Source organism: Brumimicrobium mesophilum (genome assembly GCF_003025005.1).
Classification (GTDB): Bacteria; Bacteroidota; Bacteroidia; order Flavobacteriales_D; family Crocinitomicaceae; genus Brumimicrobium; species Brumimicrobium mesophilum.
In genome coordinates this window covers 1-15,342 of sequence record NZ_PVSS01000023.1, presented here as the reverse complement: position 1 = coordinate 15,342, position 15,342 = coordinate 1, and the positions used below count along the sequence as shown (strand labels likewise).

The window sequence follows — 15,342 nt, the reverse complement described above, 5'->3', positions numbered from 1 at the left end:
TTCAATTATAGAATTTGATTCAGCTGATTCTTCTTCATTGATAGTTTTCGCTTGTTCAATATTTTGATTAATAACTTTTGAAGCAACAGCAATTGCTTCAGATGCTGGTTTCAATTCTTCAAATTCTTTGATTAACTCTTGATTTTCTATCGGTGTATTGCTGTAAGTTTGCTGACTTATTTTATTCAATGTCCCTCTCGATGAAGACACATTCTTAAACTTGTTCAGTTGTTTGTCATAATAATCAATTTCGGATTTTAAATCCGAAAGCTGATTTTCAACTATATTAATTTCAAAACTTAACTCTGATTGCTTTCTTTTGGTAGCTTCCTCAAAATTAATTTGAAGATCTTTTAACTCATTTTTAAGTTTGTTTTCCTGTGTAATTAAGTTTTCTTTTTTCTTGATGAAATCTTCAAGTTTTAATTCAGTTTTACTTATTTCCGTGAGTAATTCTGAAGTAGCATTTGCCTTTGTATTCTCCTTCAATTCATTAACTACGAAAAATTTATGTTCATTGAGGACAGATGTTAACGCTTGTGTATTGGCAATTTCAATTTTATCTATTTTTTCCTTTAACACTTTGGATTCTTTTAAAATCGCTTTAGATTGTTTTGAATCATTTTCTAAAATTGCAAGTATGGATTGTGCATGCTTTAACTCTTCTTCAATTTTCTTTAAATATTCTAACTTATCCTCAAGGAATTGAGCGTGCTTCTCATTGTATAATTTCTTCTCAGAATTATTTATGATTAGAATCAAAGAATCTGCTGATTTTAAGGATTTTTTATATTCAGTTATCTCTTTACTTATTGAAATCTTGGATTTTTGAATTAATGAATCTGATTTGAGTTGACGCGCATTTAAACGTTCATATTTATTCGAAACTAATTTTTGAATGTCAGAATTGCTATATGTGGTTAGTCCAAATTTCTCTAACCCTTTTTTGTCGTTTTTAATTTGATCTAATGAATCTAAATTGAATTCATTTACGTTAATTTCCATATTTGATTTTTTCTCAATAACATCTGCTAGGTCATCGTAATCAATTAAATCAGAATCAAAAATTGTTTCCATTACCAATGAATCACCTTGATTCAATGTCGTAATATTCTGAAGTATGGGTTTGAACTTACCGAGTTTCGGAATTTCAATTTTACGAATGTGTTCCTTTTGATTTTCATCCGTGGTGACGATAAATTCATAGTTTCCACTTTTTGGTAATTGTATGATGTAATCCCCCTTGTCATCCGACTTAAATTTCCCAACAATATGACCGAAAGCATCATAAACGCGAATTGAAATTTCTTTAGACGTATTCATATCTGGTTTAAAGTCTCCCTTAATCACTATCATTTCCATGGGTAATCTTTCAACTCTTACTTTGTAAACATGAACCATGTCCAATTCACTCCCTCTTTGTGAGGCAAAATAAGCGTATTTTTCTAAAGAATCAACGATGTACAAATAGTCATTATCCGTAGAGGAAATTGAAATATTCATGTTTTCAGGTTCTAAGAATGAATTGCTTACTGAATCGTATTTACTTCTAAAAATATCATATCCTCCCATACTTTTGTGGCCTTCAGATGAGAAGTATAAATAGCGCCCGCTGGAGTGCATAAAAGGGAAGGCTTCGTTGTATTCCGTATTGATTTTCCCATTTACAAGTTGCTCTTCAGACCAAGATCCATCTTTTTTACGTGTTCTATAAAATATATCAGTGTCTGTTGTTTTAATGCCATAGCTCGAATAAAAAATATAATTCGAATTCGCTGGGAAATGAATTAATGGAATATGATTTTGTTTTTTATCGGATTTTGACTGGAACTCTTCAGTTACAATAAGGTTTCCTCCGATATCCTGTAAGTCATAAATTCTAAAAAATGATTCAAGATTAATTTTCTTTTTATCAAGAACAATGGTTTCGCTGATATCTGTAAACAGGGATTTACCATTTTTACACATTTCTATTTGTCTGTCTACTGGAAGTTTACTAAGCGTTCTGTCGTCAGAATTCTTTCTATAAACCTCATAATTTTCGATTGCTTTATTGAATTTGTAGTTGAGGTGATATGCTTTCCCTAAAAAATAATAGGCTTCTGGCTCAACTTCAGTTCCAATTTGAATAGAATAATTTAAATATTTAAAGGCATCAGTTTTGTTGTCGTTGAAAAGTAAACATGTTCCATATTTGTAATTGTAATTCGGATTTCTAGGCTCTAAGGATAATAGTCTGAGGAATAATGGTGTAGCGTCAATGTACTGTTCTTTTTTAAAGAAAGTCTGAGCTAGTTTCTCTATTTCCTCTTTAGAATCTTGGGCATTTAAAGTTAAGGTTCCAAAGCAAAAAACGATTAATAATAAATAGTGTTTTAATGTCATATAAATTGCTATTCACAAAAATAGTAGCAGTTTAAAAACGTATACGGCTATTTCTTAAAAAGGTTCATTTTATTCTCATTTCCAGCAAATAACCTTTTTATGTTTTGATGGTGAAGAATGATTACAGCAGTTGATAGAACAATACTAAAAACCATTAGTGGGACATTTGAATTTCCAAAAGCAAAATGCACCAGTAAAGGAAATGCAATGGAAGCTACAATAGCGCCTAATGAAACATAGTTGAATACGATGAATACTATTAAGAATAAAACGATACAAATAAGTGCAGCTGGTGGATGAATTCCTAAAATTACACCCAGTGATGTTGCAACACCTTTCCCTCCTTTAAAACTTGCAAAAATTGGGAATATATGTCCAAGCACAACTAAAATTCCAGCCACGATCTTTAAATGAATCAAGTGGTCATTTGACCATGTGTAAGAATTCAATAAAAATGGAAGTATCGCGGCAATAACTCCCTTAAGTACATCCACAATTAGAACAATTGTTCCAGCTTTTCTACCGAGTATTCTAAAAGTATTTGTGGCGCCTGCATTTTTACTTCCGTGTTCTCTTATATCTAGGTTATAACGCATCTTACCCATCCAAACTGCGGTCGGAATTGAACCTAAAAGATAAGCGATAATACCAAATATTATAAAATCCATTCGGCTAATTTAATTAAACACTCTTAAAAATTGACTTTTGAAACCAGAGTTTTCTGTAATATCGTATTCAAACCTTCTCGATTTCTTTTTATCAGCTTTCAATTCAGATATTTCTGTATTGAATTCAACATCGTTGGATAGGATGCTCATAATTCCATCTTTTCTATTATCATAGTCTATGAAATATTGATTTCCACCAACTACGTCTAGTAGAATACCTAATCTTCCTCCAATCTCATTTCGTTTCTCAGCGAAAATCTTGGTCTGAATACTTTTCATTACTGGTTCATTGAAAATATTGACAATTATTGCATTTTGACTAGTTGTTTTTAATCCCCTCTGATTTTCACCCATTTTGGTATATGTCGTTAATTTGACTCCGGATAAAACTATAGCATCTTGCATCGATTTAGGAACGTTCTTAAACTCACCTTTTAAAGTGTAATCAGATTTTATTTTATCTGCTGATTTTAAATCTACCCATTCTACAATTGCTTTTTCTAGTGTTGTATTGTTAAATTCTGCATCTTTTATTCCTGGAACTTCTATCATTTTTGATCCGATATTTCTAAATATCTTTTCATCCACAGGAGCGCGAATTGCCATTGTTAAATCGAAATCTGTTTGCTCAGTTGCTTGATCGTAATTCAATACACCAATCGATTTAACTTCCAATGCACCGAAATCCATTCCCAATTTAATTTCACCATCACCTGTTAAAGAACATGTTCCAGTGTTTAAGGAAAGGTAATTTCCTGTTTCATTTCTGTTTACCAATTTTTCTTTACTCGCGATTTGAAATTCTTTGGAAGTAGGGTTGTACTCTAATAATCCATTTGCTGAAAATACTTCACTGTCATTTTCACCCTTTACCTGACTTAAGAAAGTAGGGTAAAGTTTTACCTCTTCCACCGCTACGGTGTCTCTCCAACGAATTCCTGCTGTAATTACGTTTCCTTCTAAATCAACCATGTTTTCTCCAACTGGAATTTGAATTCTTTCAGGATTAATTTCTGTTTCAAAAGACATCCAACTACGTTCAAAAGATTCACAATTATGATTTACTTTTGTTGCTCCTTTAAAAGTAAGGAATGGATTCGAAGCCATCATTTTTATCTTTCCATAAAAATCAAATTCTTCACTCAATTTAAATTGGTCCTCTTGAGAAATTTCACCTGTAGCAATTGTTTGGTAAGAAGAGTCTAACCTAATTTCTGTTAGGCGAATTAATTGTTTTTCTTTTTGTTCTTTACCATATTTATAATCACCTACGGCAGTGTATGCTCTTCGTGCGGTAACTTCAGCACTCACATTTGTTACCGTGTGATATTTAGTAATATAATTAGCTATAATTTTTGCATTCTCAAACTTATCCATTTTAGCGTTTTTTCTAATCACAATAAGTGCGCTGTCAGGAAATATTCGAGCATCTGCAACTTCAATAAATTCTGCATCATAAGCATAAATCGTTCTTTCTTTTAAACTAAATCTCGCTTTAGGAGATAAAAATTGAAGTGAATCTTGTTTAGGGTGAGTTGAAAAGAAATTAGGGCCAGCCAAATCCATTCCACTTTCAATGGCCATGTTGTTCTTGTCATCCTTTTCTAACTGAAGCTCATCTTGATCCATTTTCCACGTAAATTGATCAATTTTACAAATGTATTTGTTGGCAGGGAATTCAACTACAGACATACCTGAATTAGGTTGGAAAACACCAATTCTCTTAGAAAAATCAAGTTTTCCACTAACGTCCTCAGTTCTAAAAGCTAATGGGTCTTCAGTTAAATCGCCTTCTTTTTTATAAGTATTGGTCATTTCAAACTCAGCCTTTTCAGACTCGGCTGTCCAGCGTTTGAAGTCAAAGTTTTTAGATTTCACCTTCGCAGTTGGTAATGAAATTACACCTTGACCTTTCATTCCTTTATCGTTTAAGACTGTTTCGCCTTTCAGTGTTCCTTCTCCATTAAATAATTTAATTTCTTCCTTATTAGATTTAGCTTTTAATACTTTGTCTTTAGGTAAGAAGGTGATAAATGCATCAGGTCCTTCAGCATCAGGAAATTCAACACCTGTTTCTTGAGGTCTGTTTACAAAAGATGCAACTCCAATTGTAGAATCTGGTAAAAATGTAAATAAAGTTTTGGAGGTAGAAGTGGAGTTTATAAAATTGATTGTTCCACCTCCTTGTAAACCGTTGTTAGATAGTAGAATTTTGTTTTCATATTTTCCTTCTGTTCCATAAAATTGATATCCTTCTTTTGGTACATCCTGAGAAAAACCTAATGAATAGTCAGACATAACTTTAAGTTCGTCTTTCATTTTCGGGAAAATTCCTGCAGATGTTAACTCACCTGGAAAACGAATACTTTTTTCATCAAATGTCATTAAACTATCAACTTGAAATGGTTCAATTTCAAAGTAGAAGGTTTCTTTTTCATAAGCTCCTCGATGTAATTGTTGTTGATTGTAGTAAACTTTAGTTTTCACATTTGAAACTAAAACAGGATATTGGTCGAAACCTTGTTTTAATCCAGATCTATTTGAAGGATCATCAATCAGTAATTCCCCTTCAATTCCATCTATTACTGACTGTAAAGGAATTGCTCTGTTACCATCTTCTTTTCTAAAAGGTTTAGCGTTAAAATAAGCTACATCTGAGTCGAATATATTAAATTTATTATCCTCATAGACATAATTTCCTTTTTCAATTTTCACTTCCCATTTTCCACTATTTACCCATCCAGAAAACACCATGTCACGGTTTTTCATAATGGAAACTTTATTGCTATCTGGAAAAATTGTAGTCCTTTTTGCTTCAGCAACTGTGATGTAATCCACAGCTTGAATATTCATATCAAGAGAAGATAAGTCAATTCGTCCATATTCTTTAAATCGAGCACGCTCAGCATTTCTCTGCATTATTTTATCATAACGCTCTTTATCACTTCTGTCTTCCACTCGAATTGGAATTAAGTCGGAAACAAAAGAAATGTTATCATAATCTATTTTTCTGGATTTTGATTTTACGAAATGTTCAGTTTTAGGATTTACATTTACGGTACCTCTTTCAGGGTCGTAACTAATGAAACCAAGTGCAGATAGCTCTAAAATTGTTGGTTTTGCTTGTTCTATGGTCCTGTTTAAGGCAGTAGAAGCTAATCCGATATCCATTTGGAATTTATCGTATTTATAGGCGTAATTATAAATAGCTACCAATGGGTGAACAGACTCGATTCCTTGTAATCGCTGGTATAATCGTTCGTCATAGTAATTGAAAGACTCAAATCTCGCTGATTTTTTATCTTCAGAAGTATTGTTGTTGTACTTTAAGACAAGTTCATTCGAATTTTTACTCCAAGCGATTTCATCAACATAAATATTCATTTGATGAAAAGTATTTACGAAAGGCGATTGCGACATTGCAGAACCCCCTCTGCGCATTGTTAAAGTTTGGTCATCTTTAGTGTATTCAATATCTAGACCTGTATGTGTAATTGAATCTTTAAATCCAATCAGCATGACAAAGTTTGCCATTTCTGTTTTTAAACTTTTGTCTGATAGCACAACTTGATCAGAATATGAAATAATGAATGGCTTGCTATTTCTGTAATAGATCAATTTGGCTTGTTGATTTTCATTTCCTAAACCAATAAATTGAGCTCCCATTAATGAGAAACCACCAATATAATCTACTCCATCCACAATGTTCTTAATATCAAAGTCAGCTTTGTAAGAGTTAAATTGAGGATAGGATAAATCTCTTTCTTCTCTGTAATTACCTTTTTTTGCTCTATCTGTAATTCTACCCAATACAGGTTCACTTATATAAGGTGTAATTAATAATGCTGAATCAGCAGAAAAGTTTGTTGACTTAAATGAGATCGTATAATTTGATAAGTTTGCTTTTGTAGTTTCTGCAGATAATCCAACTTTCTGCCAGGTGTAAATTCCTCCTTGTCCTTCCCACTTTTCTTGATTCAAATCCACAACACCACTTGTGTTTTCTATTATTATTGAATCTGTAAAAGGAACTTCATCCTTGGAAGACGCTTGATTGATTGTTTTACAAATGATCGAAACATTATTAAATTTTAATGAAGGGGTTCTTTCATTTACAAATTCAAAATCAGAACCAATTATGTTCCAATTGAAATTAGGGTCTTCCGAAATAATATTTCGGAATAAAAATCTTTCAGAAATCTCTAAGAAATCTTCAATTCGTCGTGAATTTCTATTTTGTAATAAATCATCAACTATTGCTTGCCAATCATCAAAGTGCTTGCCTGTTTTACCTTCATTTATAAGAGAATAAACCGATATTACATAATTTTGTATGTGTGGAACCGCATTTATATTCTTTTCAATCATCTTTTGAAATGTCACTTTCATCTGTTGAAAACGATTTTCAGGAAATCGTGTTACATCCAGTACTAAAGGACTTATTTCATCGTAAACAAAAGACTTCTCTTCTTTTGTTAAAGAAGAACCCAATGCTTTTGAGTAATCTGAAAGAAAGTTTTCCCGTTGCTCAATATCGTTTTTGTTTTGGGCAAATGAACCGATGGATATAAACAATGAAATGATAAATAATAAGCACGTTGTTCTCATAATTACTTTGTTTTAATAAGCTTAATAATCGCCCAAGTTTCCTTGGAAAAAGTTGCTACGGTTTCAAAGTGATGGGTTTTGGCAAATGAAGAAAGTTCAGGAATGTCAGTCTCAAAAAATCCACTTAAAAACAATATACCATTGTCCTTAATTAGATTTGAATAGTCTGACATGTGTCGCTTTAATACGTTTTTATTGATATTGGCAATCACGATGTCATATTCTTTTGCGGGAACTGAATCAATGTCTCCTTTTATAATCGTAAAATTTTCTGTTTTATTGCGTTGGCAGTTTTCAATTGCGTTTTCTACAGCTCCTTCTTCAATGTCTGTTCCAAAAACTGAAGTGGCGCCAAGTTGAGCAGCTAAAATTCCGAGAACACCTGTACCTGTTCCCACGTCCAATACTTTTTTATCTGTAAAATCAACATCCAATAAATGCTTGGTAAGCAAGTATGTAGTTTGGTGATGACCTGTTCCAAATGACATTTGCGGCTGAATTTCAATGGACAGGTCAAATGACTCATCATCTGCATGAAAAGGAGCACGAATCAATAGTTTTTTTTCTATGGTAACGGGTTCATAATCAGATTCCCAAACTGCGTTCCAATTTTGAGATGGAATTAGGGTTTTATTTACAGAAATCTCAATTTCTTTAGCTCTATATTCTTGAATTAATGCATTAAAAACTTCTTCATTGAAATGCTCTTCTGAAACATAAGCTTGGAGAAGTTGATCTTCTTCAGTGAAACTGTCAAATTCAATTTCAGCAAGGGCTTGAGTTATTATTTCCTTCCAAGGATTTCTCGGTTTAATGTCTAACGTAATTTGAATATAATTCATAAATCAATTGTATGTTGATATAATTGCTAAAAAGTCTCTTGAATTCAAAGATGCACCACCTATTAAACCACCATCAATATCAGTTTGAGTCAGTAATTCGTTTGCATTTGAAGGTTTACAACTTCCACCATACAGTATTGATGTGTTTTCAGCAATTTCTTGTGAATATGCATGTGCAATAGCTTCACGGATACCTTTGTGCATTTCATTAGCTTGATCAGGAGAAGCTGTCACTCCTGTTCCGATAGCCCATATTGGTTCATAGGCTATGACAACTTTTTCAAAGTCATTGATGGCAAGATGAAATAATGAATTGCTCAATTGTTCTATAACAATTTCTTTATAGTTCCCAGATTCTCTTTGTTCCAAAGTTTCACCACAACAGAAAAACACTTTTAATTCTTCACCTATTGCTGAGTCTACTTTTCTTTTTAATAAATCATCAGATTCGTTAAATAATTGTCTGCGCTCAGAATGACCTATTAATACGGCATTAGCTCCGATTTCAGCCAATTGATTCATACTTATTTCTCCTGTAAAAGCTCCGTTTTTATCTGGGTATCCATTTTGTGCTCCAATAACTACCTCTTGATCTTTTTCAATAAGTGAAGTTAAATAGATGGAAGGAATGAAATTATAAACATCACATTTATTTTCATTTTTTCCTAAAGCTACATTTATTTCTTCATTCAGGTTTTTCGCCTCATCAAGGGATAAGTTCATTTTCCAATTACCTGCTACAATTTTTTTTCTCATCTTATTCTTCAACTTTTAATACGTTTTCAATCAACCATTCCCATGATGGAGTAGAGCGGAAGGGAAACTTTCCTTTTACTACACTATTCGACAATACCATTAAAGTTGGATTCGATCTAGTGATTGCTTTAATTTCTATTTCATCATTTTGAAGTGTAGGAATATTCAAACCTGTCTCTTCTCTAAATGCAATTATTTCTTCCTGTGAAGCTGTGGAAATCATTATCATATCAATATTGTTTTCTTTGGCTTTCGCGGCGATCTCCTTCAATCTAGAAATTCTACTGAAATCTCCTTTGCTTAAATTTCTACTAAATACCAAAATCACTTGATCTTGATCTAAGATGTAGTCTTTTAAACTGATGTCAGTTAATGACTCGTCGACCCTAATTATAGTATCTCCAATAGCGTATATTGCTGTATCGATATCTGGTAAGTGGAAATCAGCAAGAGACATTGGATATCGATCTCCCGTTTCCTTGTCTATTACATCAATGTATTGCGCTTTATTACTGTCTAAAATGACTGTAATTGGAGCGAAATCTTTCTCCACCGAAGTTAGAGCATCGACGGGAATGGTTGGGTCAAATTGCTGAATGGCGTGAGGAATAGCAGCTTTTATTGTTTTTGTTTCCCTTTTAGCGAATTTCCAAGTTTCTGTGTCCCCCCAAATACTTTGGGTTGTTTCATCTAAATTCGTGATCATCGTGTCTTGTTTGGTTTTTAGATTGGTATAAACCATAAAGTTTTCATATTCACCATCAACACCATCAACCATTCTCTCTCTTAAATTACTTCCTACGTGATATGGTCTGTAGTCACGCATAGGGAGGTACATCAAAACATAAGTAACGAATAACGAACATACAATTGTCATCATCAAAATCATACCCCAATCATTACCTAACCATTTACCTCCAGTTTTTCTGATCCACAGGGCAAGAAGTAAACAAGCTAATCCAAATATAATAGGGAAACCCCATGTGAAAATAAACGAGAAGAATCCAATGAATATCAGTCCAAAAGAAATCATTACGACATTTTCTCTAGGGTTATTGTTAGTGATTTTTCTTCTTGAAATAAAGATGATAATAACCAAATATAGCAAAACTATATCCTTCCAAAAACTCTCTGCTGGAGTCAATGAGCGACGAATAGAACCTTTCATGGCATCACCAAAACAACCGCAATCATCTACACACTGAGGCTTTTTTACTTCACGAATAGTTACTGTTTCTGCTGTTTGACTAAGAATAGTTATGTTTTCATTGTTTGCCGCTTGTGGGATTTTTGCATTCGCAGCACTGGAATTAATCTCATATGTGTCTAAATCTGTAAATGTCGTATGTGGGTCACATTCTTTGGTGTGCCATGTAAGAAATGTAAAAAATACCATCATAATCAGCATTAACCATGATGATCCTTTAATTTTTGCACCTAGAATAATTAAGGCCCCCAGTACTATTTCGAAAATACAAATCAAAACGCTGATGAATAGAGCGTGTTCAATCAAATATTCTAATGAAAATGTTTCCCAATTAAACCATTCCTTAATTCGATAAGCTAAAGCTCCATCTTCGAAATACTCTTCTAATTTATAAGCAAATCCTTTTGGGTCATTGGCTTTTATTAAACCAGAAACGATAAACAAACCTCCTACCAAAACCCGCGCTATATATGCAAATAGTATCATTCCTTCAAAAAGAAATGCGGCAATAAGTGAAGCGCCCATTAAAACATATCCCAGAATTTTTAGAAGAAATGCACTTTCTTCGAACGAAGGGTGATATCCCATCACTAGCATACTTAAGCCAATTAAGTTTACCGTAACAAGAATGATATTTACAATTAACGATTTTCCTGATATGGAGAAATTTGTATTTCTGAGCATTTCTTTACTTTTTGAATGTTAAATGAATAAGTGCAAAAACTGAATAGTTTAGCATATCAAAATAATTAGCATCAATTCCTTCACTAATCAATGTTTTACCTTTGTTGTTTTCGATTTGTTTTACACGAAGTATTTTCATTAGGATTAAATCTGTTAATGAACTTACGCGCATGTCTCTCCATGCTTCACCATAATCATGATTTTTGGCAACCATTAATTCTAATGAACTATTAGTGTATTTATCATATAAACTTTCTGCTATTTGAGGATCAATTTCAAGGGGCAGGTGTTCACCTTCATGAAGTTGAATTATGGCCATTACACAATAATTTATAATCCCAATAAATTCATCTTCAATATTTTCTCCCACCTTGTTTTCACCAGTTTCTTGAATAGTTCTTATTCTTTGCGCTTTAATAAATATCTGGTCAGTTAAGGAACTTGTACGTAAAATTCTCCACGCAGTGCCGTAATCCTTGGTTTTCTTTTCAAATATTTCACGACACTTGGAAATAACTTTTGTATATTGATCAACTGTTTCTGACATTTTTTTTGTAAAAAGTATTTATGGTGGTGAAAGATAATAATTATGACTCAAATAGTATGTTATTAAATGGTGATATATTGTACAATTTCAAATGTCCAATTGTAATGGGTATTATAAATATTACACCTGATTCATTTTATGAAGACAGTAGAAGTATTGATTCTACCGATATCCTAAATCAAGTTAGAGCTATGGTTAGTGCTGGTGCTCAGATTGTTGATGTAGGTGGTGTTTCCACAAGGCCCGGAGCAGACCTTCTTTCCAGTGACGAAGAATTGAGTAGAATTATTCCAATTATAAAAGATATCCGTTCCAATTTCCCAACCCTCATGATTAGTGTTGATACTTTTCGTGCTGATGTAGCAAAGCAAGCTGTATTGAATGGCGCCAATATCATAAATGATGTTTATGGTGGTGGTTTTGACGATAAAATGTTTGATACTGTAGCTGAACTTCAAGTGCCCTATGTTTTAATGCACAGCAGAGGAAATGCAAGTAATATGCAGGATTTATCTGTATATGATGATGTTGTTGAGGATGTGTGTCGAGAATTAAGTTGGAAATTGCAGGAATTAAGAGCAAAAGGAGTAAAAGATGTTATAATCGATCCAGGTTTTGGATTTGCTAAGAATTTAAACCAAAATTATGAATTATTCAAAAACTTATCTTTACTTCAAATTTTAGATTGTCCTATTCTGGTCGGAATATCACGTAAATCGATGATTTATAATTTATTAAGGAGTAATCCGAAGGAGGCGTTGAATGGAACGAGCGTTTTAAATACTTTTGGACTGTTGAACAACGCTGCGATTATTCGTGTTCATGATGTGGAAGAAGCTGATGAAGTTGTTCAAATTGTTTCAAAGTTGAAGAGCTAATATAATATGGATATTAAAGAAAACTTATACGAAATTCTTTTTGGGGCCATCCAAGAAGGACTGATTCTTGTTGATGACAAAGGAGAAATCATTGAGATCAATAAAACGGGAAACATCATGTTTGGTTATACCGGTAAAGAATTAGTTGGGCAAAAAATTGAAGTTTTAGTACCCAGAAAGGTTAGAGATGGTCACCAAAACCATCGTGATAATTACAATGAGCATCCCACTTCTCGATCGATGGGGTCATCTTTAAAGTTAGATGGACTTCGTAAAGACAACTCTGAATTCCCTGTTCAAATTAGTTTGAATCCTTTTCAAAGTAGTTCGGGTAAAAGGTATGTTGTTGCTTTGGTTTCTGATGTAACTGAACGGCGTGAAAATGAGCAGAAACTTTTTAAGCTCCGTGAATCTTTAGAACAAAAAGTGAAAGATCGCACACGAGAATTAAGGGAAAGTGAGCGTTTATATAAATCCATTGCAAGAAATTTCCCAAATGGTGTGATTAGTATTTTTGATAAATCATTTAAGTATTTATTTGCCGAAGGTCAAGGATTGTATGAATTAGGAATCGAAACTTCCGATTTAATTGGATTGGATTATTTAGATAGAATTGATGAAAGAGCAAGGAAGCAAGTCAAACTTGAACTGGATGAAGTTTTTAAAGGAGAATTTAAAAGTTTCGAAGTAAAAGTAGGGGAGAGAACCTATTCTATAAATGCAGTTCCACTTCCAAGTGAAGAAAATCAAGTGGATAAAATTCTGGTGGTTGAGAAAAATATCACCGCTGAAAAAGAAGTTTCCAGAAGGTTGGAAGAAAATTTAAGTCAAGAACGAGAACTTACTGAAATGAAATCTCGCTTTGTTTCTATGGCATCCCATGAGTTTAGAACTCCATTGTCAACTATAAATTCATCTGCGAGTTTGATAAAAAAATACCATGAAAAAAAACAATATGATAAGCTAGATAAACATGCTGATCGTATAAAAATATCCGTCAGAAATTTGACTTCTATTTTGAATGACTTTCTATCATTTGAGAAATTAGAAGCAGATAAAATGAATGTTTATCTTGCGCCTTGTAGTGTTCCTCAATTACTCAAAGAAACTTTTGATGAAATGTCTGATATTACAAAGTCAGAACAATCGTTAGTGTATAATGGACCAAATGAATTGGTTGTTAACACGGATGGCTTGCTCTTGAAAAATACTATGATTAATATGCTTTCCAACGCAGTGAAGTATTCAGGAGAAAAGGGAGAAATTATCGTATCCCTAAAAGAGAGCAAAGAAAGTATTGAGATTTCAATTGAGGATTTTGGGCTTGGAATTCCAGCGATTGATCAAAAAAATTTATTTGCAAGGTTTTTTAGGGCTGGAAACGTCACTAATATTCAAGGTACTGGTTTAGGTTTAAATATAGTTCAAAGGTATTTGAAATTACTAAATGGTGAAATTTCATTTGAATCGACGGAAGGAGTGGGAACAATATTTTTCATTACCTTGCCAAAAGAAAATTAAATAATATTCAGAGTGTCATGACAAAAATCGTTTTAATTGAAGACAATCATGAAATGCGTGAAAACATTGAAGAGATGTTGGAGCTAGCGGATTATAAAGTGTTATCTGCAGAAAATGGTAAAATTGGTTTAGAGTTGGTAAAAAAAGAACTCCCAGATTTAATCGTTTGTGATATAATGATGCCTGAATTAGACGGTTATGGTGTGCTCTATTATTTGAGTAAAATGCCTGAAACGCGTGCAATCCCGTTCATATTCTTATCAGCCAAAACTGAGAGAACAGATTTTCGTAAAGGGATGAACCTAGGTGCTGATGATTATATCTCAAAACCCTTTGAAGAAATGGAGCTTTTGGAGGCTATTGAAACTAGACTAAAAAAACGTCAAAGATTTCAAGCTATAATGGATAATGATGATAAATGGAGAGGTTTTCAAGATGCTGTTTGTGATTTAACAGGTTTAGATGATTTAAAAGATAATGCTCAGATTAAATCTTATGGTAAAAGAGAAGAAATCTATTTTGAAGGTGATTCACCGAAGTGGTTGTATTATGTGAAGGAAGGTCATGTTAGGAATTTTAGAGTGACCAAAGATGATAAAGAGTTGGTAACGGGACTGTTTGGTGCTGGCGAATTCTTTGGATATATAGATCTATTGTCTAAAGGGAATTATAGTGATTATGCTGTGGCTTTGGAAGGTGCGAAACTAGCATTAATAGCTAAAGATGATTTTGAGAAAATAATTCTATCGAACAAGGATGTTTCTATTAATTTTATTAAACTTTTAGCAGGTAATATAGCGGACAAAGAAAATGAATTAATGAGCTTAGCATATAATACTGTTCGTAAAAGAGTGGCCAATGCATTGAGCAAATTATATTTAAAATATAAGGAAGACCTAGCTGATAGAGTAGAGGTAACAGTAACAAGAGATGAGTTGGCGAGTATGGTTGGAACAGCAACTGAATCCGTTATTCGTATTCTTAGCGAATTTAAAAAGGATAAATACATAAAGACCAAAGGCTCTTTGATTACCATTTTAGATTATCCATCATTAAGGGATTATCGATTTTAGTTTTATACCTTATATATAGTGTGTTATTTTTTTCTCCAACTTGCTCAATCATGAGGTAATCTTTCTTAAAGTATATTTTTTTAAAAACTATTCTTTACTAAGGTGTAGGTTTTAAGCTAGTTAAGGAAAGGATTGCTAATAGTTTTAAAATACATTCAAAAAACCCTTGTTAA

At 32.8% G+C, this 15,342-nt stretch carries 10 protein-coding genes; 3 read left to right on the top strand and 7 right to left on the bottom strand.

Annotated features, from left to right (window positions below):
• From C6368_RS16660 to C6368_RS16630, 7 genes are all read right to left on the bottom strand, one after another.
• Positions 1-2,385 (bottom strand): hypothetical protein (locus C6368_RS16660; RefSeq protein WP_159038654.1); only part of this gene is annotated, 2,385 nt, incomplete at its 3' end.
• Between the two features lie 47 nt (positions 2,386-2,432).
• A complete protein-coding gene (plsY, locus tag C6368_RS16655) occupies positions 2,433-3,053 on the bottom strand; it encodes a glycerol-3-phosphate 1-O-acyltransferase PlsY (RefSeq protein WP_107040361.1) in 621 nt (206 codons plus the stop codon).
• 9 nt (positions 3,054-3,062) lie between these two features.
• A complete protein-coding gene (locus tag C6368_RS16650; RefSeq protein ID WP_107040360.1) occupies positions 3,063-7,661 on the bottom strand; it encodes a hypothetical protein in 4,599 nt (1,532 codons plus the stop codon).
• A gap of 2 nt (positions 7,662-7,663) precedes the next feature.
• A complete protein-coding gene (prmA, locus tag C6368_RS16645; RefSeq protein ID WP_107040359.1) occupies positions 7,664-8,503 on the bottom strand; it encodes a 50S ribosomal protein L11 methyltransferase in 840 nt (279 codons plus the stop codon).
• 3 nt (positions 8,504-8,506) lie between these two features.
• Entirely contained in the window at positions 8,507-9,259 is a 753-nt protein-coding gene (gene tpiA / locus C6368_RS16640; protein ID WP_107040358.1) for a triose-phosphate isomerase, read from the bottom strand.
• Between the two features lies 1 nt (position 9,260).
• Complete coding sequence (locus tag C6368_RS17600; protein WP_107040357.1) at positions 9,261-11,150, bottom strand: MauE/DoxX family redox-associated membrane protein; 1,890 nt, start codon at positions 11,148-11,150, stop codon at positions 9,261-9,263.
• 4 nt (positions 11,151-11,154) lie between these two features.
• Positions 11,155-11,697, bottom strand: coding sequence for a DUF1599 domain-containing protein (locus tag C6368_RS16630; protein ID WP_107040356.1), 543 nt, complete (start codon positions 11,695-11,697; stop codon positions 11,155-11,157).
• 20 nt (positions 11,698-11,717) lie between these two features.
• On the opposite strand from C6368_RS16630, the gene folP reads away from it, so the two are divergent.
• Genes folP through C6368_RS16615 form a run of 3 tightly spaced genes read left to right on the top strand, consistent with a single transcriptional unit; the run spans position 11,718 to position 15,169 of the window.
• Complete coding sequence (gene folP / locus C6368_RS16625) at positions 11,718-12,575, top strand: dihydropteroate synthase (protein ID WP_107040355.1); 858 nt, start codon at positions 11,718-11,720, stop codon at positions 12,573-12,575.
• A 6-nt stretch (positions 12,576-12,581) separates the two neighbouring features.
• Entirely contained in the window at positions 12,582-14,096 is a 1,515-nt protein-coding gene (locus C6368_RS16620) for a sensor histidine kinase (protein ID WP_107040354.1), read from the top strand.
• Between the two features lie 17 nt (positions 14,097-14,113).
• A complete protein-coding gene (locus tag C6368_RS16615) occupies positions 14,114-15,169 on the top strand; it encodes a response regulator (protein WP_107040353.1) in 1,056 nt (351 codons plus the stop codon).
• Positions 15,170-15,342: the final 173 nt, after the last annotated feature.

Excerpts from the sequence above, each read along its gene's own strand:
- tpiA (WP_107040358.1), bottom strand. The coding sequence starts at position 9,259 with ATGAGAAAAAAAATTGTAGCAGGTAATTGGAAAATGAACTTATCCCTT.
- C6368_RS16630 (WP_107040356.1), bottom strand. The coding sequence starts at position 11,697 with ATGTCAGAAACAGTTGATCAATATACAAAAGTTATTTCCAAGTGTCGT.
- prmA (WP_107040359.1), bottom strand. The coding sequence starts at position 8,503 with ATGAATTATATTCAAATTACGTTAGACATTAAACCGAGAAATCCTTGG.
- C6368_RS16615 (WP_107040353.1), top strand. The coding sequence starts at position 14,114 with ATGACAAAAATCGTTTTAATTGAAGACAATCATGAAATGCGTGAAAAC.
- C6368_RS16650 (WP_107040360.1), bottom strand. The coding sequence starts at position 7,661 with ATGAGAACAACGTGCTTATTATTTATCATTTCATTGTTTATATCCATC.
- C6368_RS16620 (WP_107040354.1), top strand. The coding sequence starts at position 12,582 with ATGGATATTAAAGAAAACTTATACGAAATTCTTTTTGGGGCCATCCAA.
- plsY (WP_107040361.1), bottom strand. The coding sequence starts at position 3,053 with ATGGATTTTATAATATTTGGTATTATCGCTTATCTTTTAGGTTCAATT.
- folP (WP_107040355.1), top strand. The coding sequence starts at position 11,718 with ATGGTGGTGAAAGATAATAATTATGACTCAAATAGTATGTTATTAAAT.
- C6368_RS17600 (WP_107040357.1), bottom strand. The coding sequence starts at position 11,150 with ATGCTCAGAAATACAAATTTCTCCATATCAGGAAAATCGTTAATTGTA.